The 25,679-nt window shown below is 64.6% G+C and carries 22 protein-coding genes; 11 read left to right on the top strand and 11 right to left on the bottom strand.

Annotation, left to right across the window (positions count from 1 at the left end; genetic code table 11):
- Nucleotides 1-74 precede the first annotated feature (74 nt).
- The 7 genes from ACSHT2_RS30085 to ACSHT2_RS30055 all read right to left on the bottom strand — a co-directional run bounded on the left by ACSHT2_RS30085 (nucleotide 75) and on the right by ACSHT2_RS30055 (nucleotide 9,390).
- Nucleotides 75-2,780 carry a nitrate reductase gene (locus tag ACSHT2_RS30085; RefSeq protein ID WP_440638411.1) on the bottom strand — a complete coding sequence of 902 codons (2,706 nt, stop codon included), beginning with the start codon at nucleotides 2,778-2,780 and terminating at the stop codon, nucleotides 75-77.
- A gap of 15 nt (nucleotides 2,781-2,795) precedes the next feature.
- Nucleotides 2,796-4,013 (bottom strand): NAD(P)/FAD-dependent oxidoreductase, encoded by a 1,218-nt coding sequence (locus tag ACSHT2_RS30080; protein ID WP_440638410.1) that lies wholly within the window; start codon nucleotides 4,011-4,013, stop codon nucleotides 2,796-2,798.
- 10 nt (nucleotides 4,014-4,023) lie between these two features.
- Nucleotides 4,024-4,452 (bottom strand): globin family protein, encoded by a 429-nt coding sequence (locus ACSHT2_RS30075; protein WP_440638409.1) that lies wholly within the window; start codon nucleotides 4,450-4,452, stop codon nucleotides 4,024-4,026.
- A gap of 129 nt (nucleotides 4,453-4,581) precedes the next feature.
- Nucleotides 4,582-5,961: an MFS transporter gene (locus ACSHT2_RS30070; RefSeq protein WP_440638408.1), complete on the bottom strand. Its 1,380-nt coding sequence runs from the start codon at nucleotides 5,959-5,961 to the stop codon at nucleotides 4,582-4,584.
- Between the two features lie 341 nt (nucleotides 5,962-6,302).
- Complete coding sequence (locus tag ACSHT2_RS30065) at nucleotides 6,303-7,097, bottom strand: ABC transporter ATP-binding protein (protein WP_440638407.1); 795 nt, start codon at nucleotides 7,095-7,097, stop codon at nucleotides 6,303-6,305.
- A 13-nt stretch (nucleotides 7,098-7,110) separates the two neighbouring features.
- Nucleotides 7,111-8,007 carry a nitrate ABC transporter permease gene (ntrB, locus tag ACSHT2_RS30060; protein ID WP_440638406.1) on the bottom strand — a complete coding sequence of 299 codons (897 nt, stop codon included), beginning with the start codon at nucleotides 8,005-8,007 and terminating at the stop codon, nucleotides 7,111-7,113.
- 60 nt (nucleotides 8,008-8,067) lie between these two features.
- Nucleotides 8,068-9,390, bottom strand: coding sequence for a CmpA/NrtA family ABC transporter substrate-binding protein (locus ACSHT2_RS30055; RefSeq protein WP_440638405.1), 1,323 nt, complete (start codon nucleotides 9,388-9,390; stop codon nucleotides 8,068-8,070).
- Nucleotides 9,391-10,061: 671 nt separating this feature from the next.
- Between ACSHT2_RS30055 and ACSHT2_RS30050 the strand changes: the two genes are divergently transcribed.
- The 3 genes from ACSHT2_RS30050 (at nucleotide 10,062) to ACSHT2_RS30040 (ending at nucleotide 13,386) form a co-directional block, all read left to right on the top strand.
- Nucleotides 10,062-10,901 (top strand): formate/nitrite transporter family protein, encoded by an 840-nt coding sequence (locus ACSHT2_RS30050; protein ID WP_440638404.1) that lies wholly within the window; start codon nucleotides 10,062-10,064, stop codon nucleotides 10,899-10,901.
- Nucleotides 10,902-10,961: 60 nt separating this feature from the next.
- Nucleotides 10,962-12,698, top strand: coding sequence for a protein kinase domain-containing protein (locus ACSHT2_RS30045; protein ID WP_440638403.1), 1,737 nt, complete (start codon nucleotides 10,962-10,964; stop codon nucleotides 12,696-12,698).
- Between the two features lie 145 nt (nucleotides 12,699-12,843).
- Nucleotides 12,844-13,386, top strand: a complete 543-nt coding sequence (locus tag ACSHT2_RS30040) for a 2'-5' RNA ligase family protein (RefSeq protein WP_440638402.1) — start codon at nucleotides 12,844-12,846, stop codon at nucleotides 13,384-13,386.
- Nucleotides 13,387-13,513: 127 nt separating this feature from the next.
- Here ACSHT2_RS30040 and ACSHT2_RS30035 read toward each other — a convergent pair whose 3' ends face one another.
- A complete protein-coding gene (locus tag ACSHT2_RS30035; protein ID WP_440638401.1) occupies nucleotides 13,514-14,431 on the bottom strand; it encodes an intradiol ring-cleavage dioxygenase in 918 nt (305 codons plus the stop codon).
- 163 nt (nucleotides 14,432-14,594) lie between these two features.
- Between ACSHT2_RS30035 and ACSHT2_RS30030 the strand changes: the two genes are divergently transcribed.
- Nucleotides 14,595-15,869: a serine hydrolase domain-containing protein gene (locus tag ACSHT2_RS30030; RefSeq protein WP_440638400.1), complete on the top strand. Its 1,275-nt coding sequence runs from the start codon at nucleotides 14,595-14,597 to the stop codon at nucleotides 15,867-15,869.
- A 66-nt stretch (nucleotides 15,870-15,935) separates the two neighbouring features.
- Here ACSHT2_RS30030 and ACSHT2_RS30025 read toward each other — a convergent pair whose 3' ends face one another.
- The 3 genes from ACSHT2_RS30025 to ACSHT2_RS30015 all read right to left on the bottom strand — a co-directional run bounded on the left by ACSHT2_RS30025 (nucleotide 15,936) and on the right by ACSHT2_RS30015 (nucleotide 18,848).
- A complete protein-coding gene (locus ACSHT2_RS30025) occupies nucleotides 15,936-17,255 on the bottom strand; it encodes a TRAP transporter large permease (RefSeq protein WP_440638399.1) in 1,320 nt (439 codons plus the stop codon).
- On the bottom strand, nucleotides 17,252-17,767 hold the full coding sequence (locus ACSHT2_RS30020) for a TRAP transporter small permease (RefSeq protein WP_440638398.1): 516 nt from the start codon (nucleotides 17,765-17,767) through the stop codon (nucleotides 17,252-17,254). The genes ACSHT2_RS30025 and ACSHT2_RS30020 overlap by 4 nt, the downstream gene beginning before the upstream one ends.
- A gap of 82 nt (nucleotides 17,768-17,849) precedes the next feature.
- Nucleotides 17,850-18,848 carry a TRAP transporter substrate-binding protein gene (locus ACSHT2_RS30015; protein ID WP_440638397.1) on the bottom strand — a complete coding sequence of 333 codons (999 nt, stop codon included), beginning with the start codon at nucleotides 18,846-18,848 and terminating at the stop codon, nucleotides 17,850-17,852.
- Between the two features lie 379 nt (nucleotides 18,849-19,227).
- On the opposite strand from ACSHT2_RS30015, the gene ACSHT2_RS30010 reads away from it, so the two are divergent.
- The 7 genes from ACSHT2_RS30010 (at nucleotide 19,228) to ACSHT2_RS29980 (ending at nucleotide 25,598) form a co-directional block, all read left to right on the top strand.
- Nucleotides 19,228-20,676, top strand: coding sequence for a sensor histidine kinase (locus ACSHT2_RS30010; protein WP_440642962.1), 1,449 nt, complete (start codon nucleotides 19,228-19,230; stop codon nucleotides 20,674-20,676).
- Between the two features lie 180 nt (nucleotides 20,677-20,856).
- A complete protein-coding gene (locus tag ACSHT2_RS30005) occupies nucleotides 20,857-21,678 on the top strand; it encodes a FadR/GntR family transcriptional regulator (protein ID WP_440638396.1) in 822 nt (273 codons plus the stop codon).
- A gap of 151 nt (nucleotides 21,679-21,829) precedes the next feature.
- Nucleotides 21,830-22,651, top strand: a complete 822-nt coding sequence (locus tag ACSHT2_RS30000; RefSeq protein WP_440638395.1) for an ABC transporter permease — start codon at nucleotides 21,830-21,832, stop codon at nucleotides 22,649-22,651.
- The gene (locus ACSHT2_RS29995; protein ID WP_440638394.1) at nucleotides 22,648-23,454 is read left to right on the top strand and encodes an ABC transporter permease; all 807 of its coding nucleotides are present in this window, start codon (nucleotides 22,648-22,650) and stop codon (nucleotides 23,452-23,454) included. The genes ACSHT2_RS30000 and ACSHT2_RS29995 overlap by 4 nt, the downstream gene beginning before the upstream one ends.
- The gene (locus ACSHT2_RS29990) at nucleotides 23,451-24,209 is read left to right on the top strand and encodes an ABC transporter ATP-binding protein (protein WP_440638393.1); all 759 of its coding nucleotides are present in this window, start codon (nucleotides 23,451-23,453) and stop codon (nucleotides 24,207-24,209) included. Before ACSHT2_RS29995 ends, ACSHT2_RS29990 begins: the two co-directional genes overlap by 4 nt.
- Nucleotides 24,206-24,538: a hypothetical protein gene (locus tag ACSHT2_RS29985; protein ID WP_440638392.1), complete on the top strand. Its 333-nt coding sequence runs from the start codon at nucleotides 24,206-24,208 to the stop codon at nucleotides 24,536-24,538. The genes ACSHT2_RS29990 and ACSHT2_RS29985 overlap by 4 nt, the downstream gene beginning before the upstream one ends.
- Before the next feature lie 4 nt (nucleotides 24,539-24,542).
- Nucleotides 24,543-25,598 (top strand): ABC transporter substrate-binding protein, encoded by a 1,056-nt coding sequence (locus tag ACSHT2_RS29980; RefSeq protein WP_440638391.1) that lies wholly within the window; start codon nucleotides 24,543-24,545, stop codon nucleotides 25,596-25,598.
- The last annotated feature ends 81 nt before the right edge of the window (nucleotides 25,599-25,679 follow it).

The raw sequence follows: 25,679 nt of genomic DNA, 5'->3' as shown, positions 1-25,679 counted from the left end.
TCTCGGCGTACTGGATCGCCCGGTCAAGCCGGGCGATGACATCGAATATTCGGCGACGCCCCAGAAAAGCAGCCCTACCCCGCCGCGCCAGCGACCTTCACCTGCTTCGCCGGCACCGCCTCGGTCGTCGCGATCAGGCGCTTCAGCTCGGGGATGCAGGAGCCGCAATTGGTGCCGGCCTTGAGCCTGGCACCGATCTCGGCGGCCGTGCGCGCGCCGCCAGCTATGGCGTCGCAGATGGTGCCGCGGCCGACGCCGAAGCAGGCGCAGACGATCGGGCCGGTCGAGGCGGCGCCCTCTATCGACTTGCCGGACAGCAGCATGCGACGCTGCTCGTCGGTCACGCGATCGGCGGCGAATGCGCTTTTCACCACCTCCCAATCGCCGGCGTCGTGCGCGGGTCCGACGAACAGGCAGGTCTCGATACGGTCGCCTGCGAACGAGGCCGCACGATAGACGCCGCCACCGAAGTCGCGGTACTCGGCAACGTCCTCGCCGGCAACACCATCGAGCCAGGCCGGCCAGCGGGCGAGATCCGCATTGTCGGCAAAGAGATAACCGAAGCCGCCGGCGACCGTGACGCGCGTCCACAACAGGTTCTGCGGCAGATCCAGCGGCTTGCGCGACAGCGCGAAGCCGCGGAAGACGAATTCGTAAGACGCGATCGCAGCCGGCGTCGCCTTGGCCTCCGGCTGGCCCGAGAACGGATCGGTGAACGACTGCACCAGCGCGCCGACGCGGCCGTGCGAGGTGTTCGTCGCGCTCCAGTGGATCGGCGCGAACAGTGCGCCGCGCTGCTGCCGTTCACTGACGACGGCCTTCAGGATGCACTGGCCGTAGTCGGTGGTGATGCGGGCATAGCCGTCATGGGCGATGCCGTATTTGCTGGCGTCATCGGGATGAATCTCGACGAAGGGCTCCGGCAGATGCGCGCCCAGGCGCTGGCTGAGACCCGTGCGCGTCATGGTGTGCCACTGGTCGCGGATGCGCCCGGTGTTGAGCCTCAGGGGACGCGACGGACCGGTCTCGCTGCGTAGCGCCGGCACCTCCGGCGCGACGAAGCGGCCCTTGCCGTCATTGGTGAAGAACCCGCCGCTCGCAAAGAAGCGCTCGCCGGGCGTCTGCCCCTCGCGCGCGGGCCATTGCACCGGCTTCAAGGCGTCGAACGCTTCGTCGGAGACCGAGCTCAGCGCGCCGATATCGAAATCGCGGCTGCCATTGTTCTCGAAGGCCGAGAGTGCGGCGTGCTCGCGGAAAATATCGGCGGCGGATTTGTAGTTGAAGCTGCCGCCGAAACCGAAACGTTTTGCGATCTCGCTGAGAATCCACCAATCGGGGCGCGCCTCGCCCGGCGCCGGCAGGAAGGCGCGCTGGCGCGAGATACGCCGCTCGGAATTGGTCACCGTGCCAGACTTCTCGCCCCAGGCCAGCGCCGGCAGCAGCACATGCGGACCGGCCTCGATCGTGTCGTTGGAGAGCACGTTCTCGGAGACCACGAACAGTTCGAGCTTCTTCAGGGCATCGCGAACCATGTCGGCATCCGGCAGCGACACCGCCGGGTTGGTGCCCATCACCCACAGCGCCTTGACCTCGCCGCGGTTGATGGCCTCGAACAATTGCACCGCCTTCAGTCCCTCATGGGTGGCGATGCGCGGTGCCTTCCAGAACCGCCTGACACGATCGATGTCGGGCGGCGTGAAACCCATATGGGCGGCGAGCTGGTTGGCGAGCCCGCCGACCTCGCGGCCGCCCATCGCATTGGGCTGGCCGGTGAGCGAGAACGGCGAGGCACCGGGCTTGCCGATGCGCCCCGTCGCAAGATGGCAGTTCAGGATGGCGTTGACCTTGTCGGTGCCCTGCGCCGACTGGTTGACCCCTTGCGAATAGAGCGTGACCACCTTCTCGGTGTCACGGAACATCCTGAAGAAGGTAGCGACATCTTGCTCGGAAAGGCCCGTGGCAAGCGCGGTCGCCGTGACGCCGCCGGCGATGTTGCGCGCACGCGCCAGCGCGTCGTCGTATCCGCTGGTGTTCTGCGCGATGTAAGCCCGATCGAGCGCGCCGCTATCGGCGAGATGTACGAACAGGCCCGAGAACAGCGCCGTGTCGGTGCCGGGCTTGAGGCCGAGGAACAGGTCGACATCGCCGGCGGTGTCGGTACGGCGTGGGTCGATCACGATCATGCGCGCGCCACGCTCCTGCCGGTTCTTCAGCATGCGCTGGAACAGCACGGGATGGCACCAGGCCGCATTCGAGCCGACGAAAACGAGCAGATCGGCCTGGTCGAGATCCTCGTAGCAGCCAGGCACGGTGTCGGCGCCGAAGGCGCGGCGATGGCCCGCGACTGAAGAGGACATGCAGAGCCGCGAATTGGTGTCGACGTTCGCCGTGCCGACAAACCCCTTCATCAGCTTGTTGGCGACGTAATAGTCCTCGGTGAGGAGCTGGCCGGAGAGATAGAAGGCGACCGCGTCGGCGCCGTCCCGCGCCACGATGTGCTGCATGCGATGGGCGACATGATCGAGCGCATCGCTCCAGGCGACGCGCTCCAGCACGCCCTTGCAGCGGATCATCGGGTAGAGCAGCCGGCTTTCGAGCCCGACGGTCTCGCCGAGCGCGGAGCCCTTGGAGCACAACCGGCCGAAATTGGCGGGGTGGTCGGGATCACCGGCGATAGCCGCCCCGCCCTTGCCGTCGGGCGTCGCCAGCACGCCGCAGCCGACACCGCAATAGGGGCACGTCGTCTTGGTGGTGCGGAGCGCGGGATCGATCGCCGTCATCGTCAAACAACCTTGTCAAGCAGCCTTGGAGGGACGCGCGAGCGCGCGGCCGAACATCATGTCGGTGCGGATCGTAGCGACCTTGTCGCGGTCGCGGATCAGTTCGAGATACCAGAGCGCATCGACGGTATCGCCGATCAGCACGGCGCCGGTGAGCCGGCCGTCGGCAATCACGAGCTTCTTGTAGGTGCCGCGGCTGCGGTCCGACAGCACGAGGCTCTCGCTGCCCTCCCCGCCCATGAAGTCGCCGGCGGAGAATACGCTGACGCCGGAAACCTTCAGATTGGTCGAGACCACGCTGCCCTGATAGGCGGCGGGGCGGCCGGCAAGATGCCGCGCCAGCACGCGAGCCTGCTCATAGGCGGGCTCGACCAGGCCATAGCAGCTACCGCGATGCTCGGCGCATTCGCCGAGCGCGAAGATGTCGGGCGAGGAGGTCTGCATGGCGTCGTTGACGACGATGCCGCGATTAACCGCGATGCCCGCATCTTTCGCCAGGACGACGTTCGGCTTGATGCCGGCTGCGAAGATCACGGCGTCGGCCTCGATGCGGCTGCCGTCGGCGAGTTCCACGGCTTCGACATGGCTCTCGCCGTGGATGCGGGCCGTCGACGCGTTGAGCAGGATGCGGATGCCCTTGCGCTCGACCAGCGTCTTGAGCAGGTCGGCCGCGGGCGCATCGAGCTGACGCTCCATCAGCCGGTCCATCAGATGCAGCAGCGTCACGGGGGCGCCGGCCTTGGCGAGACCGTAGGCCGCCTCCAGCCCGAGCAAGCCGCCTCCGACCACGACGACGCGCTTCTTCGCCGCGGCCAGCGTCAGCAGCAGGTCGACGTCGCGGGTGTCGCGAAAGGTGTGCACGCCGGAGAGATCGGCACCCGGCACGTTGAGCCGCAGCGGCGTCGAGCCGGTGGCGAGGACGAGCCTGGAATATTCCATGCTCTCCTCGCCTTCGATCTTCAGCTCGCGGCGGCCGACATCGATCTCGGTGACGCGATAGCCGTAGCGCACCGTGACGCCGCGATGGCGCCACCAGTCGGCCGGCCGCAGTTCGATCTCGTGCGAGCCGGTCTCGCCGGCCAGCACGGAGGAGAGCAGCACGCGGTTGTAAGCGAGCCGCGGTTCTTCGCCGATCACGGCGACCGCGTAGCGGCCGAGCGCGGTCTTGGCGAGCTCGTCGACCAGACGCGCGGCCGCCATACCGTTACCGACGATGACGAGCGGTTCACTCACAAGGCATCTCCTATTCGGCGGCCTGCGCTTGTGCGCCATAGGCCTCGGACATCATGTAGCCGGACAACACGCCGTAGGCGTCGGTCCAGGCCTTGGCGAGTTCGGGCGTCCAGGCTTCGCCAAGACCCTTCTCCAGGGTCCACAGCAAGGTCGCGCCGACCACAGGGTAGTGCTCGGCCTTGGCGCCGTAGGCGACGTGGCGCTTGGCGAGCGCGGAGGCCGCGGGAAGAATCGACTCCAGGCTCGACAGGCCGCCGACCACGGCAGCGAGCATGCCCATCAGCTTCTTGCGCTGCTCGGTCATATCCTCGGGAAACATCGCGCGCACCGACGGCGCCACCTCGAACAGGCGATCGTAGAACAGCACCGCGGCCTGCTCCGATATCGGCGCGACCTTGGAGAAGCTCTGCTGAATGAGGGCGATCTGTGCTGGCGTCATGATGTTCTCCTGTCTGTTTCGGTCTGCCTTCGTCCGCGCCATTGCGGAAAAAGTTCATGGATCAAACGTCATCAGAGAGACTTCTCCCCGCGTACGGAGGGAAGCGACATTCGTGCCAAGTGGTCACGCTCACACACGCGCTCCGGCGAGGCTTGGCGCGCCTTCACCCTGCGGGCTGCGACGCAGGTAGAACCACCAGGTCAGAGCGAGGCAGGAGGCGTAGAAGGCGAGATAGATCGCGAGCGCGAGCTGCGGCCCGCCGGTCATGGCGATCGACTTGCCGAAGCCGCTCGGGATCAGATAGCCGCCGACGGCACCGATCGCGCCGATGAAGCCGACTGCTGCGCCGCTCTCGATGCTCGCGGTCTTCAGGGCCGGCGCCCGCGCCGCGTCGCCCTTGCCGCGCACCTTGAACAGGTTCTCCTCGCGGAAGATCGAGGGGATCATGCGGTAGGTCGAGCCGTTGCCGATGCCCGTCGTCACGAACAGGATCAGGAACATCGACAGGAAGCCGACGAAATCCTTCTGCCCGGCGTAGTAGAGCACGCCGACCGTGGCGCCCGCCATCACGATGAAATTCCAGAAGGTGATGATGGAGCCGCCGACCCGGTCTGCGAGCCAGCCGCCGAGCGGACGCGACAGCGAGCCGACCAGCGGACCCAGGAAGGCGATCGAGATCGTCACGGTGGGGAATTGCGTCTTGATCAGAAGCGGAAACGCCGCGGAGTAGCCGATGAAAGACCCGAACGTGCCGATGTAGAGATACGCCATGATCCAGGTGTGCTTGCGCTTGACGATCGCAAGCTGGTTCTTCACCGACGATTTCGCCGTGGTGAGATTGTTCATGAAGAACACCGCGCCGAACACCGCGATCGCGATCGGCAGCACCCACATCAGGCCGGCATTCTGCAGGAAGATGCCGTCGACCGGCGTGGCCTGGAACAGGTTGAAGACGGCGAGCGTCATCAGGATCGGGGTCAGGAGCTGCACGCTGGAGACACCGATATTGCCGCCGGCGGCGTTGAGGCCGAGCGCCCATCCCTTCATCCGGTCGGGGAAGAAGAAGGAGATGTTGGTCATGCTGGAGGCGAAATTGCCGCCGCCGAGACCCGCGGTCGAGGCGATCAGCAGCATCAGCCAGAACGGTGTGTCGGGCTGGCTCACGAAATAGGCGAGCGACAAGGTCGGAATGAACAGGATCGCCGCGCTGAAGATGGTCCAGTTGCGGCCGCCGAACGTCGTCACTGCGAAGGTGTAGGGAAAGCGCATCAAGGCGCCGATCAGGCCCGGCACGGCGACGAGCTGGAACAGCTGGTCGGTGGTGTAGTGGAAGCCCGCCTGCGGCAGCTTGGTGGTGACGATGCTCCAGATCAGCCAGACCGAGAAGCCGATATGTTCGGCCACGATCGACCAGATCAGGTTGCGCCGCGCGATCGTCTTGCCAGTCGCGTTCCAGAACGCCTCATCTTCGGGGCGCCAGTCAGAAATCCAAGTGGGACTCTTCGTCATTGCATATCCCTTCCAGTCTCACCGCTGCGTCGTTGCAGGCTCAGCCTCCGGCCACGGAGGCGCGCTCCGAGGCTTCACCCCGGTGGCGAGTTCACGATGCTGATTGATGATGTTGAGGGACGTCGTCGTTGGCGTCGCGCAAAGGCGTTTCAATTTCCGTGCCAGTTGCGCGCATCCTGGAAGCGCAGGGATTTCAGGATGTTGTTCGTGTCGCCCGAAATGTTCGCAGGGCTTTCTCGCACGCCAAATTTGCGATTCGCTCAATCCTTGTGCGACGCACAAGGATTGAGCGGGGTGTCGATTATTTGGGCGCGTGCATGTCGTTGCGCTAAACTCTTCGCTTACGCGGCCTCGACGAAGCGGTGACGCTCGTAGAGGAATTCGAGCACGCGCTGGCGGCACTTCAGATAGGTGGTGTTGGTCGCGAGATCGAGCCGCTTGCGCGGCCGCGCCAGCGGCACCTCCAGCACCTCGCCGATGCGCGCGCTCGGCCCGTTCGTCATCATCACGATGCGGTCGGACAACAGCACGGCCTCGTCGACGTCGTGGGTGATCATCAGAATGGTGTTGCCGAGCTTCTGATGCAGCGCCATGACCGAGTCCTGCAAGTGGGCGCGGGTCAGCGCGTCGAGCGCGCCGAAGGGCTCATCCAGCAACAGCACCTTCGGCTCCATGGCGAGCGCCCGCGCGATGCCGACGCGCTGCTTCATGCCGCCGGAGATTTCGGCAGGACGCTTGTCCCTGGCATGAGCCATCTGCACGAGGTTGAGATTGTGCATCACCCAGGCGTCTCGCTCGGCGCGGGACTTCGTCTTGGCGAAGACCTTGTCGACGCCGAGCCTGACGTTCTCGTAAACGGTCAGCCAGGGCAGCAGGCTGTGATTCTGGAACACCACGGCACGATCGGGCCCCGGCGAGTTCACCTCGCGGTTTTCCAGCAGCACGCCGCCCGTGGTGGCGCCGGTCAGCCCTGCGATGATGTTGAGCAGGGTCGACTTGCCGCAGCCGGAATGGCCGATGATCGAGACGTACTCGCCCTTCTCGATCGTGAGATTGATGTCCTTCAGCACCTCCGTGGTGGCGGCGCCGCGGGTGAAGACCTTGTCGATGTGGTCGAGCTTCAGATAAGCGGTCATGTCCCCTCTCCTCTCAGTTCTGCGCGGTGCCGCGGGTGACGAACTTGCCGAGGCCCGCGATCAGGCGGTCCAGCACGAAGCCGACGATGCCGACATAGAACAGCGCCAGGATGATCTCGCTGATATGCGAGGAGTTCCAGGCGTCCCAGATGAAGAAGCCGATGCCGACGCCGCCGATCAGCATTTCCGCCGCGACGATCGCAAGCCACGACAGGCCGATGCCGATGCGAAGGCCCGTGAAGATGTAGGGCGCCGCCGCCGGGATCATGATCTTTGCGAAGAACTCGAGCGGATTGAGCTGCACCACGGCCGCGACGTTGCGGTAGTCCTGCGGGATGTTGCGGATGCCGACCGCGGTGTTGATGATGATCGGCCAGATCGAGGTGATGAAGATGACGAAGATCGCCGAGGGCTGGCCGTCGCGGAACGCCGCGAGCGACAACGGCAGCCAGGCGAGCGGCGGAATGGTGCGCAGCACCTGGAACAACGGATCGAGCCCGCGCATCGCCCAGACCGACTGCCCGACCAGCACGCCGAGCGCGATGCCCGCGATCGCCGAGAGCGAGTAGCCGAAGGCAACGCGCTGGAGACTGGCGGAAAGATGCCAGAACAGGCCCTTGTCGATGCCGCCATGGTCGAAGAACGGATCGAGGATCAGCTCCTTGGTGTCCGTGAACACCTTTGACGGCGGCGGCAGCGCCGAGCCGGCGCGGCGGCAGACCAGCTCCCACACCAGCGTGAGCAGCGCGATCACGACCAGCGGCGGGATCACGCGCGCGGCCGTCTCCCGTGCCATGCGTGCGTAAGCTTCACTGCGAGGCGGACGCTTCGGCGTCATCGTAACGACCGGCGCGGCACCGACCGCAGGCATCGCGGTCTCAATTTCGATCTTGGCGGCAGGCATATTCATCGCAATATCTCTCCGGCTCCAAAAAACGATGCGGCCACCCGAAGGCGGCCGCTGGCTCCATCAGACTTCGACGCGCTTGATCGCAAGCGACTTCAGATAGGCGGCCGGATTTTCCGGATCGAACACCTTGCCGTCGAAGAAGGTCTCCTTGCCGCGCGAGGTGGAGGTCGGAATGTCGGCAGCCGCGACGCCGAGGGTCTTGGCCGCGTCCTTCCAGAGGTCCTCGCGGTTGACCTTGGCAATCAGCGCCTTGGTGTCGAAGTTCGGCTCGTACTTGCCCCAGCGGATGTCCTCGGTGAGGAACCAGAGATCGTGGCTCTGGAACGGATAGGAGGCATGGTCGCGCCAGTACTTCATGATGTGCGGGGAGTTCTCGACCACCTTGCCGGGGATGCCGTAGTCGAACTTGCCGGCGCTGCGGTCGAGCACGTCCTCGACCGGGCAGTTCATCCACTGCCGCTTGCCCATGATGGCGGCGAGCTCGGCCTTGTTCTCGGCCTTGTCGGCCCATTGCTGGGCTTCCATCACCGCCATCAGCAGCGCCTTCGCCGCCTTTGGATATTTGTCGACGAAGGCGGCCCGCATGCCGAAGGACTTCTCCGGATGCTTGTTCCAGAGCTCGCCGGTATTGACCGCGGTATAGCCGATCTTCTGATGGATCAGCTGCAGGTTCCAGGGCTCGCCGACGCAGAAGCAGTCCATGGTGCCGACCTTCATGTTGGCCACCATCTGCGGCGGCGGCACCACGATGGTCTCGATGTCCTTGTCGGGATCGATGCCGCCGGCGGCGAGCCAATAGCGGATCCAGAGATCGTGGGTGCCGCCGGGGAAGGTCATCGCGGCCTTCACGGCCTTGCCGGAGGCCTTCTTCTTCTCCAGCGCGGCCTTGAACGGCGCGGCATCGACGCCGAGCTTCAGGTCGGCATATTCGTTCGCGACGGAGATGCACTGGCTGTCGAGGTTGAGCCGCGCCAGGATGTACATCGGCGTCGGCTGGTTGTTCTGCGTCACCTTGCCGGCCGAGATCAGATACGGCATCGGGGTGAGGATATGCGCGCCGTCGATGCCGTTGCCCTCGGAGCCGAGCACGAGGTTGTCGCGCGTCGTGCCCCAGGACGCCTGCTTCTGCACGTCGGTGTCGGGCATGCCGTATTTGGCGAACAGCCCCTTGTCCTTGGCGACGAAGAGCGGGCCGGCATCGCTGAGCGCAATGAAGCCGAGCTTGGCGCCCTTGACCTCGGGGCCCGCGTCCTGCGCGAAGGCGCCGGCAGGGAAATTCAGTTTTGCGGCCGCGAGAAGTGCGGCGGTCGAGCCGGTGGCCTTCAACAATTGACGGCGGCTGAGGCCGGTCATTTCCGAGGGCCGGCGGGTGCGCTTGATCATAGGCTGTGTCGTCCTTTGCGTCTGTGCGGAATGATTTGCGACTGTGCGCGCGAGCGGCCCGTCCGTCCGGTGGCGCCGACTTTGGCGCATGCGAACGCGCGACGGGGGAACCCCCGTCTGGTGGCGTCAGCAAATCGGATGAGAATTCTCGCGGGACGGCTTCAATGGCGTCAGCCTGGAACCATTCAAGCTTCATGCCAAGCTCAACGCTGTCAAAGTCAGTTATAAATCAGTGCCTTATGCCGACCGAGCCAAACTGTCGCACGCCAGTTCCGCATCCGAAATTTGCGACCTGCACAAGCCTTGTGCGGCGCACAAAGCTTGTGCAAAAGCTTAAGTAAAAGGCCGGCGCGGCGTCAGAATCAGATTGAGCAGAGCGGTATCGCATTGAAATTGCTTGATGTTTCTGGTGTGCCGCGCCGGCACGCAATTTGCATTTCTTTCGCCGTCAACGAAGACTGCGGCTCGCCGCATTGATGCAGCCTCTGGCGGCAGCATCCCGGAAGCTCACCTGCTTCGCGGCCCTCCCGGCTCAAAGTCCTCGTGACGCGATTCCCGAAGCTTCCAGATTTTCCATAGCCCTCGTGCGCGGCAGGCCAGCCCCGCCGATGACGTTCAGCCGCGCTCTCCGGAGCGTGTCGATCTCACTTACGAAGCAAAAGGAACCATTGATGTCGTATCTCGCGCCTTCGGAATTCGTCACCAAGATGGTGGATACGGGCGAGTCCAAGATCTTCATGTCCACCCGGGATACCATCATCCGAGCCTATATGGCGGGCGCTATCCTGGCGCTGGCGGCCTGGTTCGCCGTGACGATCAACGTCAACACGGGCCAGCCGCTGATCGGCGCACTGCTGTTTCCGGTCGGCTTCGTCATGCTCTATCTGCTTGGCTTCGATCTCCTCACCGGCGTCTTCGTGCTCTCCCCGCTCGCCTTGATCGACAAGCGCCCGGGCGTCACCATCGGCGGCGTGCTGCGCAATTGGGGGCTCGTGTTCGTCGGCAACTTCGCCGGCGCCTTTACGGTGGCCTTCATGATGGCTTTCGTCACGACGTTCGGCTTCACCCAGGGGCCCGACAAGGTCGGCGCCGCCATCGGCAACATCGGCGAAGGGCGCACGCTGGGCTATGCCGCGCACGGCGCGGCAGGCATGGCGACTCTGTTCATGCGCGGCATGCTCTGCAACTGGATGGTCTCGACCGGCGTCGTCGGCGCCATGATCTCGACCTCGGTCCCCGGCAAGGTCATCGCGATGTGGATGCCGATCCTGGTGTTCTTCTACATGGTGTTCGAGCATTCCGTCGTGAACATGTTCCTGTTCCCGTCGGGCCTGATGCTGCACGCCAAGTTCTCGATCATGGACTATCTGATCTGGAACGAGATCCCGACCGTGCTCGGCAACCTCGTCGGCGGCCTCGCCTTCACCGGCATGACCCTCTATGCCACGCATGTCATGACCCTGCCGAAGCGCCAGGCCGGCAAGGCTGCGAAGCCCCGCGTTGCGGCCTGATCGAATCCGTCTCGACAGGGGAGCCTCGCCCGAGCACGGTGAAGCTCCCCTTTGCCGGTGATGACGATGACCCGCGGACTCCAGATCTCGGTCGGCCAGCATTCCGACAAGGGTCGCAAGCCCATCAACCAGGACTTTCACGGCGTCCTGATTCCGGAAGAGCCGCTGCTCAGCCTGAAGGGCATCGCGGCCGTCCTCGCCGACGGCATCTCTTCCAGCACGGTGAGCCAGATCGCCAGCGAGTCGGCGGTCAAGAGCTTCCTGATGGACTATTACTGCACGTCGGAATCCTGGACGGTGAAGACCTCCGCCCGCCGCGTGCTGGACGCGACCAATTCCTGGCTGCATACGCAGACGCGCAAGAGCCAATATGCCTATGACCGCGACAAAGGCTATGTCTGCACCCTCAGCGCCATGGTCATCAAGGCGACCACCGCGCACATCTTCCATGTCGGCGACTGCCGCGTCTACCGCGTCGCCGGCAAGACGCTCGAGCAGCTGACCGACGATCACCGCATCATCGTGTCGTCGGAGCAGACCTATCTCGGCCGCGCGCTCGGCATCAATCCGCAGCTCGAGATCGACTATCAGGCGTTCGAGGTCGAGGCCGGCGACACCTTTCTGCTGGCGACCGACGGCGCTTACGAATTCGTCGACGCACGCTTCGTCACGAGCGCGCTGAACGAGCATGCGGGCGATCTCGACGCGGCCGCGAAGGCCATCGTCGGGGAAGCCTACCGGCGCGGCAGCGACGACAACATCACCGTCCAGATCCTGCGCATCGATGCGGTGCCGCAGCGCGAGCCGGCCGGCATCTTCAATCAGACCGCACAATTGCCGGTGCCTACGCTGCCGGAACCGCGCGCGATGTTCGACGGCTACCGGATCGTTCGCGAGATTCACGGCAGCAGCCGCAGCCACATCTATCTTGCCGTCGATGTGGAGACCGGGGAACCGGTGGCACTCAAGCTGCCGTCGGTCGACCTACGCGACAATGCCGCGTACTTGAAGCGCTTTCTGATGGAGGAGTGGATCGCGCGCCGCATCGACAGCCCGCACGTGCTGAAGCCGCTGTTGCAGTCGAGGCGGCGCAGCTATCTCTACGTCGCGACCGAATTCGTCGAGGGGCAGACCCTGAAGCAGTGGATGATCGACAATCCGCGCCCCGATCTCGAAACCGTCCGCGGGCTTGTCGAGCAGATCGCCGCGGGCCTGCGCGCCTTCCACCGCATGGAGATGCTGCATCAGGACCTCAGGCCCGACAACATCCTGATCGACAAGACCGGCACCGCCAAGATCATCGACTTCGGATCGGTCAGGGTGGCCGGCGTCGCGGAGGCCGCGCCTCGCGAGGAGGTCGACGAAATCCTGGGAACGGTCCAGTATACGGCACCGGAATATTTTCTTGGACAGGGCGGCTCACCGCGCTCCGACATGTTCTCACTCGCCGTGATCTGTTACCAGATGCTGACGGGAAAGCTGCCTTATGGCACACAGGTTGCCAGGATCCGGCGCAAGGCGGACGTGCGCAGGCTCCGGTATCGCCCGGCGGACGAGGACCGCAATGTGCCGGCCTGGGTCGATGGCGCGCTCAGGCGCGCGCTCCATCCCGATCCCTACAAGCGGCACGAGGACCTGTCCGAATTCGTCCACGAGCTTCGCACGCCCAACCCGGCCTATCTCGACACGCGGATCACACCCCTCTTGGAGCGCAACCCGCTGATGTTCTGGAAGGTGACGTCGGCGGCGCTCGCCTGCGCGGTCATCGTGCTGCTGGCGCTGCTGCACGCGCGATAGGAGCGCTGTCGATGGAGACGTAGACATCAGCTTCTGGCAGGCAAACGGACATACGAAGGCCGGTCAGAATCATAGCGCTGATGACCCATTGCAGACCTCAGACGCGCAGCTAAAGTCGTAAGAACTCCTACAGTCAGAGCGATCGATGGCGATAGCGATCAACGTACGAGCCGATGGCGACTCCTCTAGCGAGGTCGAACAGCTATGGGATCAGGTTGCGGCATTCGAGGACGAGCCCTCGATGCGCACTCTCGGCTACCGGCCACATTTTACGTTCGCGATCTATGACTCGCCTGCAATTGAGGAGGAGACCGCACGGCAAGCAATGCTGCGCGCAGCGGCGAGCGAAGTGCAACTCCGCATCGAGTTTAGGCGCGTTCGATGGTTTGTAGGACCGCCCCTTGTTCTTTGGATGGAGCCTGTGGACGATTCAGCCCTCAGGAGGTGGCACGCTTCGGTCAGCGCAGCTATCGATCCAGCCTATTGCCGGCTCCATTATCGGCCGGGACAATGGACACCTCATTGTACGCTTGGCACCCGCATCATTGATGGAAGGCGCCATGACGCCATCGCCTTCGCCGGCTCGTTCAACCGAAGTATCTCGGTGTTGTTTGACGCTACGGACTGCGTCGTTTTTCCACCCGTGCGGGTAGTTGCAGAACAGAAACTGCCGGTAGGCCTGCCCTAGGTACGAGGGTCGCTTCTGGCCCAACTCGGATATCGAGGCGCACTATTGCGCTGCTATCGGAAGCACTGCGGGCGTCGTACACACGCCCTGACCGTCGCACGGTGATGTACGCCTCAGCGCCGCCCCCTCACGCCGGCTCTGCCGCTTTCGTCCCCAGCGGCTTCGGCGCCATGCCGCCGCCCGGCTTGAGGTGGAATTCGTAGCTCATCAGGTGCCATTGCCCGTTCGCCTTGGTGCCGTCGGGCATGTCGAGGTCGTTGCGCGGCTCGACTTTGGCGATGAGATCGTCCTTGACGCCGAACACCACGTCCGAGTCCAGATATTTGTCGCCACCGATGAAGACGTGGGTGATCAACGGCTCATAACCCTTCGCATTGACCAGGAAATGCACATGCGCGGGGCGCATCGGGTGGCGATTGGTCTGCACGATCATCTCGCCGACCGGGCCGTCGGTCGGGATCGGGTAGCTGCAAGGCAAAATCGTCCGGAAGAAGAAGCGCCCGTCGCTATCCGTGATGAAGCGCGCCCGCGCCGAGGCGCCGATCTCATCATAGTTCGGCTTCTGGGAATCGTAGAAGCCGTCATCGTCGGCATGCCAGACGTCCACGGGAACGTTCGCGAGCGGCTTGCCCTTGAGATCGGTCACGCGGCTCTGCACGAACATCTTCTCGCCGGTGAGATTGTGCGGCGAGATGTCGGTGCCGTGCGCGGTCACCTTGTGCTCGCCGACATAGAACGGGCCGAGCACCGTGGTCTGTGTGGCGCCCTCGCGGTCGCGGTGGTTGACCGCGTCGACCAGCATGGAGACGCCCAGCACGTCGGACAACAGGATGAACTCCTGGCGCGTGTCGGTGCATTTCTGCCCCGTCCGGGTCAGGAAATCGATGGCGTATTCCCATTCCTCGAAGGTCAGGCCGGTCTTGCTCACGTAATCGTGCAGCGACTTCACCAATTCCTGCAGCAGGAATTTTGCCCGCGTATCAGGCGTCTGGTCGAAGCTCTTGACGACGGCTTCGGTGAGTTCGGTCTCGTTGAACTGGGTCATGATGCGTTGCCCTCGCGTTTTTCTCGTTGGCCCGGGCGGGCTCCCTGGAGGCGTTCCGAGGCCGAGCCTACACCAGTCGGCCCGACCGCGTTAAGCGCAACCGACTTGGAATGGGGCCGCCATTTCGGTATCAACTTTCCGACAAAACGTCCCGGAGGAACTGATGCTCGCCCCCACCCCCGCCTCGCCCGAATCCGTCGGCATGTCCAAGGCCGCGCTTGACCGCGTCGACGCGCATCTGAAGAACCGGTACATCGATGCCGGCCGTTTCCCGGGGACCCAGCTTCTCGTCTACCGCCGCGGCAAGATCGCTCACAGCTCGGTGCAGGGCTTTGCCGATGTCGAGCGCAAGGTGCCGGTGAAGGACGACACCATCTACCGCATCTATTCCATGACCAAGCCGCTCACCAGCGTCGCCTTCATGATGCTGGTCGAGGAAGGCCTCGTCGCGATCGACGAGCCCGTCGCCAAGTACATTCCGGAATGGAAGGATCTCGGCGTATTCGTCGCCGGCACCTACCCGGCCTTCCTGACCCGGCCGCCGTCCCGGCCGATGCTGATCGTCGACCTCCTGCGCCACACCTCCGGCCTGACCTACGGTTTCCAGCAGCGCTCCAATGTCGATGCCGCCTATCGCAGTGAGAAGATCGGCGAGGTCGAGAAATCAGGCACGCTCCAGACCATGATCGAGGGCCTCGCAAAGATCCCACTGGAATTCTCGCCGGGCGAGGCCTGGAACTACTCCGTCTCAACCGACGTGATCGGCTACCTCGTCGGGAAGATCTCGGGGATGCCTTTCGAGCAGTTTCTCAAGCAGCGGATTCTCGATCCGCTCGGCATGACCGACACCGGTTTCCACGTGCCGGCCTCGAAGGCGCATCGCTTCGCCGCCTGCTACTCGGCGGACCCCGGCGGCGGCATGACCTTCCACGCCGGCCAGCGTCGCGAGGGCCTCACGCTGCAGGACGATCCGACGACGAGCTCGTTCCTGTCACCGCCCTCCTTCATCTCCGGCGGCGGCGGGCTGTGCTCGACGGTCGCCGACTATCTCACCTTCTGCCGCGCCCTGCTCAATGGTGGTGAGCTCGGTGGTGTCAGGCTGATCGGGCCGAAGACGCTGGCGCTGATGACGATGAACCACATCCCGGGCGGACGCGCGCTGCCGGAGGTGTCGCGCTCGCTGTTCTCGGAAGCCACCTATAACGGCATCGGCTTCGGCCTCGGCTTCGCCGTCACCATGCGCCCGGCCGAGACGCTGATCGCCGGCAGCCCAGGCGAGTACAATTGGGGCGGCGCGGCCACGACCTCGTTCTGGATCGATCCGGCCGAGGAGCTGATCACGATTTTCATGACGCAGGTGCTGCCGTCGAGCGCCTATCCGATCCGCCGCGAACTGCGCAGCGTGGTCTACGCGGCCATCACCGAGAGCAATCTGTAACCGGTGGAATCGATCCCGCGGCCGTCCGCCGCGGGATCGCACTCTCAGAAGCTCATTTGCCGGCGCTCATTTCAGCATCTCCGGCACGATCAGACGCGGCAGGAACAGTGACACGCTGGGCCAAACGATGACAGCGGCCAGCACGAGCAGCATCGGGATCAGCATGATCACCGTGTCCTTCAGGGCATAGCGCAGCCGCACGCCGGCGATCGAGCAGGCGATCATCAGACATAGACCATAGGGTGGCGTCACCAGCCCGAAGGCCAGCGATACGATGGAAATGATCGCGAACTGGACCGGATGGAGATCCACGGACTTGGCGAGCGGCTCCAGCACGGTCCCGACGATGATGATCGCCGGGATGGCGTCGAGGAAGCAGCCCACGACCAGAAAACAGAAGGAGATGAAGAAGCCCGCCGCAACGGCGCCCATGCCCCATGTCGAGACGTTGGCCAGCAGCTCTTGCGGGATCTTGTAGTAGGCGAGCAGCCAGCCGAACGCGCTCGCAGTGCCGACACAAAACAGCGCCACGCCGGCAAGGCGGCCGGTGTCGAGCAAGGCCTTGTACAACTCGCGTGGACCCGTCTCGCGGTAGAAGAACGTCGAGAGCGCGACGGAATAGAGCACCGCGACGCAGGCGGACTCGGTCGCGGTGAACCAGCCGAGCAGAATGCCGCCTACGACGATGAACGGCGTCATCAGCGCCGGTATCGACCGCCAGATGGCGGATCCCATCTCGACCCAGGTCGATTTCGGATAGGTGGGGTAGCCCCGGCGCACGGCATAGATGTGCACCGTCACCATCTGCGCGCCCGCGATCAGCAGGCCCGGCACGATGCCGGCCAGATACATCGCCGCAATCGAGGTCGAGATCAGCCCACCCCACACGATCATCAGGATCGACGGCGGAATGATGACTGCAAGCACCGCCGACACCGCGGTGATGGCGATGGAGAACGAAAGGTCGTAGCCCTCCTTGTTCTGCGCATCGATGAAGATCTTGGATTGGCTCGCCGCATCGGCGGTGGAGGAGCCCGAGATGCCGGCAAAGAACACCGACAGCACGACGTTGATCTGCGCCAGGGATCCCGGCCAGTGCCCGACCATCGAGCGCGACAGCGCCACGAGACGATCGGTGATGCCACCGATGCTCATCAGGTTCGCCGTCAGCAGGAAGAACGGCACCGCGAGCAGGATGAATGAATTGTACGCATTGAAGGTCTCCTGGGCGAGCATCATCGGCGACAGGCGCGGCTCGATCAGCAGAATCGGCACGCAGGCAAGGCCGAGCGCGAAGGCGACCGGCACGCGCACGATGAGCAGGCCGATGAAGCCCCCGAACAGCACCATCGCGGCCTGTCCGGCAGAAAGTACCGTGCCGCTCATCTCTGTGCCCCGACCAGAACGCGCATTTCATTGATGATCTGTTCACCGGCAAAGACGATCCACGTCAGTCCGGCCACGGGCCAGGCGACGTGGATCAGCCAGAGCGGCAGATCGGCCAATTCCGACGTTCTGTTCCAGGCGAAGCGTGTGAATTCAATCCCGGCCCAGACAAACACGAAGGCCAGCGCCAGCACGCCGAGCCGTGCGAGAATCCGCACCGCGGCCTCCGACCGCCGCGACAGGTCGGGCCACACGTCCACCTCGAAATGCTGCGCTTCCCTCACACCGACCATGGCCCCGATCATGATCGTCCAGATGAACAGGAAGCGCGCCATTTCCTCCGTCCAGATGTAGGACGGAATGAAGGGCGTGTAGCGTGAGATGATCTGCAGCGTGACCGGAATAACGAGGATGCCGACGCAGGCGGCCAGCAGGAATTCCAGCAATTTCGCATAGGCCGCGGTGACGCGACGCCACAGCGACGGTGTGGACGGGACGGGCATGTCGGACATTGGGGCTCCGTACGGCGCTCATCCGCCAGGTCCGGGCAGGAAGCGGGGCCTGCCCGGACGATCGCCGGCGGACAGAGCGACCTCAGACGACGTTGATCTTCTCGAAGATGCCTTCCGCGCCAATCTCCTTGGCGTAGGTGGCCATCACGGGGTCGGCGAGCTTCTTCATGGCGTCCCGCTCTTCGAACGGAACGCGCTTGAGCTTGCCGGCCTTTTCGAGCGTGTCGAGCTTGACGACCTCTTCGCTCGACTCCAGCTGGCGGCCGTAGTCGCCGGCCTCCTTGCCGGCCTTCATGATCGCGTCCTGCAGATCCTTCGGCAAGGTCTTCAGCGTCTTCACCGAGAAGCAGATCGGCCGGATCGACACGGCGTGCTGGGTCAGGTTGAGATGCGGGGCCACTTCGTAGAACTTCATCGCCTCGACACCGGCCGCCTCGTTCTCGCCGGCCGATATCACCCCGTTCTGAATCGCGTTGTAGATCTCGTTATAGGCGATCACGGTCGGGCTCATGCCGACGGCCGCAAACGTCTTCGACCAGATCGGCGCCCCCTGCACGCGGACCTTGAGCCCCTTGAGATCGGCGAGATTCTTGAGCGGCTTGTTGGCGAAGATGTTGCGGATACCCCCGCCGGCATAACCGATCAGAACGACCTCGGCCTTGGCCGCGACCTCGTCGGCAATCGGCGCCAGGATGTTGGCTTCGACGACCTTGTTCATGTGCTCGATGCCCTTGAACACGAAAGGCGCATCGATGAACGGGGCCGCCTTGGCGAAGGTCGACATGTGAGCCGGCGAGACGATGCCGTAATCGACCGCCTTGCCCTGCGACATGTACTCGAAATACTGCTTCTCGAGCCCGAGCGAGGAGTTCTTGTGCAGGGTGAAGTTGACCGGCTTTCCGTAGTTCTTCTTCACCAGCTCCTCGAACCGGATCAGCGCCCGGTTGAAGGCATGGTCGTCATTGAACTGGACCGCGCCGTTCAGCGTGATCGGAGATTGCGCCCTGAGGATCGACGGCATGCCAAGCGTGGCCGCCGCAGTGGTTGCACCGATACCAGCGAGAAATGACCTTCGCTTCATCGTCTCCCCTCCCTTTGATGCTCCAGCCCTGTCGCCGGGCCGTGAGCGCAGCCGCAATGCGGCTTGCGAGAGGCGAGCCTATGAAAAACCGCAGCGCGACGGAAGTCATTTCGCTTGGGCTGGCGGTGCTCTTCGTCGCGGGGCTACTCCTTCACGACCTGTTGCACTGCAACTTGCGCTCCTGCTGGCGCGTGGCAATTCGAAGGGCGGCTTGCGTCCGGCCATCGCGAGGCGGTCGCGAAAATCGTGGCGCAGCGCAACTCGCGACCGTATGGTCTGCGCAAAACCATAGTCCGGCGCCGCTGCGCTGGAACCGGGACGCCCACGCTTGTCAAAGCTCACCCTGCCGGTCCGGCTCGCCCTCCTAGTCGCGGGAACGATGTTGCCGCTGATCGTCTTTGCGGTCGGCCTTGCCTATTCCAACTATCGCCAGGATCGCAGCGAGGCAACGCGCCGGGTGCTGGAGACGGTGCGAAGCATGCGCCTCGTGCTCGACTCCGAGGTACAGCGGATGACGGGCGGCTTGCAGGTGCTCGCGCTCAGCAATTCCTTGCAGGGCGGCGATTTCGAGGGCTTCCGTCGGCTGGCTGCCGAGTTCACGAGCCAGTATGGCATCGACAGCGTCCTGCTGTTGGCCGACAGATCCGGCCATCAGCTGTTTTCGACGGCCACGACGCAAACAGCGGACTTGCCCCCGCGCAACAATCGCGAGATCGTCGAGCGCGTATTTGCAAGCAAGGCGCCGCAATATTCCGACCTGTTCCTCGGTTCGACGAAGAAACGGCTGATCGTGACCGTGGAAGTTCCCGTACTGCGCAATGGCGAGGTCGCCTATGCACTCTCCTTCAGCCCGCCGGTCGCGATATTCCAGAGATTGGTCGAACAGCAGCGGCCGAACGATCAATGGACGGTGTCGCTGCTGGACACCAAGGCTCGCGTGTTCGCGCGCACACCCAACCCTGCCGAGACGTTCGGCAAGCAGGCTTCCGGCGCACTCTACGATGCGATGTCCCGGACGCCGGAGGCCGCGCTTTCGACCGTCTCGCTCGACGGCGTCGCGCTGTCCTCCGCCTTCACCAGATCGCAGCTGACCGGCTGGACGGTCGTGGCCGGCGTCACCGAAAGCTCGCTGATCGCGCCGCTCTGGCGCGACATCGCGATCACAAGCCTGATCGGCGGCATCCTGCTGCTGGTCGGCCTCACCTTCGCGGTGCGGATGGCGACCACGATCGCGCGCGGAGAGATGCTGCACAATCTCCTGATCGAGGAGCTCAACCATCGCGTCAAGAACACGCTCGCCCTGATGCAGGCGATCGCGGTGCAGACCTTCCGCAGCGCCAGCCGGGACGAGCGGACCAAGTTCGAGGGCCGGCTCGGCGCGCTGGCCGAAGCGCACAATCTCCTGAGCCAGGAGAAATGGGCGGGCTCGGAGCTAAGGGACGTGATCGTCCGCGTGCTCCAGCCGTTCCTGCTGAGCAATTCCGACCGCATCCGCATGGCCGGCCCGGTCGTACCGCTGTCGCCGCGGCTCGCCGTGGTGCTGTCGATGATCGTGCACGAGATCGCCACCAACGCCGCGAAATACGGCGCGCTGTCCAACGAGACCGGCCGAGTGACGCTGGACTGGGAGGTCGTCGCTGATGTGCCGAAACCGCGACTGCGGCTGATCTGGACCGAAACCGGCGGGCCGCCGGTGACGGCGCCGATACAACGCGGCTTCGGCTCGCGCCTGATCGAGCGCAGCGCGCGCGACCAGCTCGATGGTGAGGCAACCGTCGACTTCCTGCCGCGCGGCGTGGTCTGCACGGTGATATGCACGCTGGACTAGTCGCCGTGATGCAGGCGTCCCCAAGCGCATATCGCAGCGCAGCACAGTCACGCTGCGACAATTGCGCTTGCCCGCCCCCAATCATCCGATGTTAAACATCGGATGATTGTGAAGCTGCCGTGCGTGGCAGCCAACGACAAATGAACCGGCCGCGACAGGCCGGACGGGAGAAACGTACGAGTGGCAGGAGCGCGCCCGAGCCCCGTCGACAAACTGATCAAGCCCGGCCGCATTCGCGCCGTGCTGACGACGCTCGGCCGCGAGATCGCCCAGGATCTCATTCCCGTCGGAACGACCCTGCCGCCAGAGCCTGAACTCGAAACCCGATTCGGCGTCGGGCGCGGCGTGGTGCGCGAGGCCATCAAGACGCTTGCCGCGAAAGGCCTCGTCAGCGTGCGGCCGCGCCACGGCACGCACGTGCTGCCGCGCCACGAATGGAGCCTGCTCGACCGCGACGTGCTGAGCTGGCTCGTCGGCCAGGACGAACCGGATCGCGACCTTCTGCTGGCGATCCAGGAGGTGCGCTCGATCATCGAACCTGCAGCCGCAGCTCTCGCCGCCGAACGCGCCACCAGGAACGACCGCTGGCGGATCGACACGGCCTTGGCCGCGATGCAGACTGCAAAGGACCAGGCCAGTGCCCTCGCCGCTGACAAGGCATTCCATCTCGCCATCCTGGACGCGACCCACAACCCGGTCCTCCAGGGCTTTCGCGGCGCGATCGATACCATCCTGAGTACCGTCTTCACCGTCGCCGTCGTCAGCACCGGCGGCTGGTTCAGGGATAATCTGCCGAACCACGTGGCGGCGGCGCGAGCCATCGAGAGCGGCAGCCCGGAGAAGGCGCGCGCCGCGATGGAACGCCTGCTGGGCTACACCCGATTGAAGCTTTCGAACCGGAAGACGGCCATCGCCGCGGCGACCCGTAAAACGGTCGGATCGGCCGTGCGCTCGCCCAAGAAAACGAACCTCAGGAACACGAGAAAACGCCATGGACCGTGACACGAAGGGCTCGGCACAGATCCTAGCTCCGCCCGGGATCGCGAGAGGCGCCACCGACGGAGATATGCGATTGCGCGAGACGTGGTTACGATGTCGGGAATGATCAGCGTGAAATGCCGGCACAGGCATAGCTGAGCGTCAGGGAGGTCAAATGCAGGTGACGGGCAGTCTGAAGGGTCGATCGTCGCGGCTGATCCGCAGCGTCAATTCGCTGGCGGGCGCTGCGATGTTCGTCGCGCCGCTGCTTGCGCTGGTCGCGATATGGGCGATCGTCGTCCCGCTGTTCAACGTCAATCCGCGCGTGTTTCCCCCGGTCGCTGCGGTCGGCGCGGCCGCGCTGGACTCGATCCGCGACGGCACGTTGTTCGCCCATGTCGGCGCGAGCCTCTTGCGTGTCGGCCTGGGTACACTGATCGGGATCGCCACCGCCGTGCCGCTCGGCATCGCCATGGGCGTCAGCCCGACGGTCGCGGCCTTCCTGACGCCGCTGTTCCGCTTCTTCTCGGTGCTCGCCGGCATTGCCTGGATTCCGATCGCGACGCTGTGGTTCGGCTACGGTTTTGGCGCCATCGTCTTCGTGATCTTCAACGCCGTGTTCTTCGTCGTCGCCTACAACACCCTGCTCGGCGTCAGGACTATTCCACACACGCTGCGCAATGCTGCCGCCTCGCTCGGCGCCGGCCGCTGGGCGCTGCTGACCGAAGTGCTGCTGCCGGGCGCGCTCCCCAACATCGTCACCGGCATTCGGACGGGCCTTGGCTTCGCCTGGCGCGGGTTGATCGCCGCCGAGATGATCGCGACCAATGTCGGGCTCGGCTACATGCTGTTCGTCGCGCGCGACTTCTACCGCACCGAGGTGATCGTGTTCGGCATGATCGTGATCGGCGTGCTCTGGCTTCTGATCGACCGTCTGCTGCTGGTCCCGCTGGAACGCGCGACCATCGAGCGCTGGGGCATGGTGAGGCGCGCATGAATCTGATGCTGCAAATCTGGGCCGGCTATACCCGCCTGACCCAACGCTGGCCGGGCATCTCCGCCATCATTCCCTTCATCCCGGTGCTGGCGCTGTGGGCGGCGGTCAGCGAGTCCGGATTGTTTCCTCGCGCGTTCTTTCCGGGACCGGGTGACGTGACGCGCGCGTTCTTCACGCTCACCTACAAGGGCATCCTACCGGATTATCTTCAGGACAGCCTGATCCGGCTCGCGACCGGCGCCGCCGTCGGCATGGCGCTCGGCATTCCCTTGGGCATCCTGATCGGTACAAGCCGCTGGGCGCACCGAATCTGCTGGCCGGTGCTGCTGTTCTTCCAGGCCATTGGCGACATCGCCTGGCTGCCGATTCTCTTGATCTGGTTCGGCTTCGGATTGACGACGATGACTTTCGTCATCGTCTACACCGTGCTGTTCCCGGTCGTGCTCAACACCGTGCTCGGCGTCGAATCCGTGCCGCGGGACCTCGCGCGCGCCGCCTTGAGCCTCGGCGCCTCGCGCGCGCGTGTGCTTTGGGAGGTGACGCTGCCGGGCGCGCTGCCCAACATCATCACGGGCCTGCGCAACGGGCTCGGCTACGGCTGGCGCGCGCTGATCGCGGTCGAGATGATCGTCGGCACCTCGGGCATCGGCTTCATGATGTTCGATGCCCGCCGCGCCGGCTCGACCGTCGAGATCCTGCTCGGCATGATCATTCTCGGATTGCTCTGGTACATCGTGGACGCCTGGATCCTCGCGCCGATCGAGCGCGCGACCGGCCAGCGTTGGGGATTGGTGACATCATGAAGACGCTCTCGCTGCGCAATCTCGGCAAGACCTATTTCGATCCCTATGCGGGCGCGCATGTCACCGCCGTCCACGACGTCTCGCTCGACGTCGAGCCCGGCGAGTTCATCTCGGTGGTCGGCCCCTCCGGCTGCGGCAAGACGACGATCCTGAACATGATCGCCGGCTTCATCCCCTATTCGAAGGGCGACATCCTGCTCGACGGCAAGCCGGTGCACGGGCCCGGCCCCGAGCGCGGCGTCGTGTTCCAGTCCTTCGCACTGTTTCCCTGGAAGACGGTGCTCGACAATGTCGGCTTCGGCCCGAAGATGCGCGGCGTGCCGAAGGCCGAGTGCGACCGCATCGCGCGCGAATATCTCGCGCTTGCCGGGCTCTCGCACGCCGCGCACCGCTATCCCAACGAGCTCTCCGGCGGCATGCAGCAGCGCGTAGGCGTGGTACGCGCACTCGCCAACAATCCCGACGTCCTGCTGATGGACGAGCCGTTCGCCAGCGTCGACGCGCAGACGCGCATGACGCTCCAGGAGGAATTGACCCGCATCTGGCAGGAGCGGAAGCCGACGGTGATCTTCATCACCCACGACGTGGCGGAAGCGGTGTTTCTCGCCAACCGCGTCGTCGTGCTGTCGAAGGGACGCGTGCTCGACCAGATCGCGGTCGACCTGCCGCGGCCCCGGGTCTGGGACGACCTCGTCAAGGACGACCGCTTCAAGCAGCTCTCGGCGCGCGTGCTGCAGATGGTGCGCGCAGCATGAGCATCGCCTCCGAGGTCTTGCGCTCGCCCAAGGGCCGCATCGTTCTCGGCGCGATCGCCGCATGGGCGCTGTTTCAGCTCTGGCTGACGATCGCGGCGCCGGGAAAGATTTCGCCGGAGCTCACCGGCACGTCGGAAAAGGTCAACGTGCAGATCGAGCTGCCGTTCATGCCGGAGCGCTTCCACGTGCTCGCGTTCCAGCAATACGGACGCGTCTCGGGCACGGACGAGCATTCGATCGAACTGCGCGGTGTCAAAAGAACGGACCTCAACGCCGTGGCCCGACCTTACTGGGTCACGGCGGTGGGGCCGATAAAAGAGGGAGGCTGAGGATATGAAACGACTCTTGCTGCTTGCGATCGCGCTTCTAGCCGGCATGGTGCCGGCGAGCGCCCAGAACCTGACGAAACTGAAGGCCGGCATGGTCACCGGCATCGACCAGATCGGCCTGCCGATCGCGCTCGAGCGCGGCTTCTTCGAGAAGCGCGGGCTCGACGTCACGATCGCGCGCCCCTACGCCACCGGCGTCGACGCGCTGAACGCATTGCAGGCCGGCGAGAGCGAGATCGTGCAGGTCGGCGTGCCCATGATCGGCGCCGTGCTGCGCGGCATGGACCTCGTCGCGCTCGGCAATTACAGCGGCAACGCCACCAAGGCCGGCTCCGACGCGACCATGGCGATCATCGCGCGCGAAGGCTCAGGCATCGTCAAGGGCGACCTGTCGACGCTGAAGGGCAAGAAGATCGCGGCGTCCTTCGGCACGATCAACCATCTCTACATCCTGGCGACGCTCGAGAAGGCCGGGCTGAAGCCCGACGACGTGACGCTGGTCAACACGCCGCCGCCGGACATGACCGTCGCCCTGCTCGCCAAGGGCATCGATGCATTCTCGGGCTGGGACCCCTGGCCGATCGTCGCCGGCAAGGATGTGCCGGGTGCGGTCGAGATCATCCGCGGCGGCGACGTGATCTCCTATATCGGCTTCAACGTCGCGCTTCGCCCCTGGGTGCAGGCCAATGGCGAGACCATCGAGAAATTCCTCGCAGCGGTCTCCGAGGCCGACCAATGGATGCGCAAGAACCCGAAACAGGCGGCGCAAGTCGCCACACGCTGGATTCCGGGACTCAAGCAGGAAGTCGCCGAGGCGGCGATGCAGTTCAACATCCAGCAGGCCGACCGCCGGCTGTCGGCGAACAATTACCGCGCGCTGTGGAGCGCCGAGGACCGGCTCTCCCGGCTCGGCATCCTGAAATCGACCTTCGACGTCAATGCGCATATCGAGCCGAAGCACATTCTCAAGGTCATGAAGGATCGTCCCGAGCTGTTCGCCGACCTGCCGCCCATCCCGGAGACGGCGGCGATCACGCCGGGCTATGTGTTCAAGCCCTGAGCCGGCCGCGCATATCGAGACCGGTGCGTTCAGTGCGCCGGTCTCGCCACTGGATTATTGTTCGATCACGGCCTTTCGGAG

Source organism: Bradyrhizobium sp. PUT101, assembly GCF_052043945.1.
Classification (GTDB): Bacteria; Pseudomonadota; Alphaproteobacteria; order Rhizobiales; family Xanthobacteraceae; genus Bradyrhizobium.
Note: the sequence above shows the minus strand (reverse complement) of the source record. Positions and strands in the feature narration are given on the sequence as shown.

Bases quoted from the DNA above. Each gene is read 5' to 3' on its own strand.
- ACSHT2_RS30000 (WP_440638395.1), top strand. From the start codon at position 21,830: ATGCAGGTGACGGGCAGTCTGAAGGGTCGATCGTCGCGGCTGATCCGC.
- ACSHT2_RS30050 (WP_440638404.1), top strand. From the start codon at position 10,062: ATGTCGTATCTCGCGCCTTCGGAATTCGTCACCAAGATGGTGGATACG.
- ACSHT2_RS30070 (WP_440638408.1), bottom strand. From the start codon at position 5,961: ATGACGAAGAGTCCCACTTGGATTTCTGACTGGCGCCCCGAAGATGAG.
- ACSHT2_RS30035 (WP_440638401.1), bottom strand. From the start codon at position 14,431: ATGACCCAGTTCAACGAGACCGAACTCACCGAAGCCGTCGTCAAGAGC.
- ACSHT2_RS30030 (WP_440638400.1), top strand. From the start codon at position 14,595: ATGCTCGCCCCCACCCCCGCCTCGCCCGAATCCGTCGGCATGTCCAAG.
- ACSHT2_RS29990 (WP_440638393.1), top strand. From the start codon at position 23,451: ATGAAGACGCTCTCGCTGCGCAATCTCGGCAAGACCTATTTCGATCCC.
- ACSHT2_RS30040 (WP_440638402.1), top strand. From the start codon at position 12,844: ATGGCGATAGCGATCAACGTACGAGCCGATGGCGACTCCTCTAGCGAG.
- ACSHT2_RS29995 (WP_440638394.1), top strand. From the start codon at position 22,648: ATGAATCTGATGCTGCAAATCTGGGCCGGCTATACCCGCCTGACCCAA.
- ACSHT2_RS29985 (WP_440638392.1), top strand. From the start codon at position 24,206: ATGAGCATCGCCTCCGAGGTCTTGCGCTCGCCCAAGGGCCGCATCGTT.
- ACSHT2_RS30075 (WP_440638409.1), bottom strand. From the start codon at position 4,452: ATGACGCCAGCACAGATCGCCCTCATTCAGCAGAGCTTCTCCAAGGTC.
- ntrB (WP_440638406.1), bottom strand. From the start codon at position 8,007: ATGAATATGCCTGCCGCCAAGATCGAAATTGAGACCGCGATGCCTGCG.
- ACSHT2_RS30045 (WP_440638403.1), top strand. From the start codon at position 10,962: ATGACGATGACCCGCGGACTCCAGATCTCGGTCGGCCAGCATTCCGAC.
- ACSHT2_RS30055 (WP_440638405.1), bottom strand. From the start codon at position 9,390: ATGATCAAGCGCACCCGCCGGCCCTCGGAAATGACCGGCCTCAGCCGC.
- ACSHT2_RS30020 (WP_440638398.1), bottom strand. From the start codon at position 17,767: ATGTCCGACATGCCCGTCCCGTCCACACCGTCGCTGTGGCGTCGCGTC.
- ACSHT2_RS30015 (WP_440638397.1), bottom strand. From the start codon at position 18,848: ATGAAGCGAAGGTCATTTCTCGCTGGTATCGGTGCAACCACTGCGGCG.
- ACSHT2_RS30025 (WP_440638399.1), bottom strand. From the start codon at position 17,255: ATGAGCGGCACGGTACTTTCTGCCGGACAGGCCGCGATGGTGCTGTTC.
- ACSHT2_RS30065 (WP_440638407.1), bottom strand. From the start codon at position 7,097: ATGACCGCTTATCTGAAGCTCGACCACATCGACAAGGTCTTCACCCGC.
- ACSHT2_RS30085 (WP_440638411.1), bottom strand. From the start codon at position 2,780: ATGACGGCGATCGATCCCGCGCTCCGCACCACCAAGACGACGTGCCCC.
- ACSHT2_RS30010 (WP_440642962.1), top strand. From the start codon at position 19,228: ATGTTGCCGCTGATCGTCTTTGCGGTCGGCCTTGCCTATTCCAACTAT.
- ACSHT2_RS29980 (WP_440638391.1), top strand. From the start codon at position 24,543: ATGAAACGACTCTTGCTGCTTGCGATCGCGCTTCTAGCCGGCATGGTG.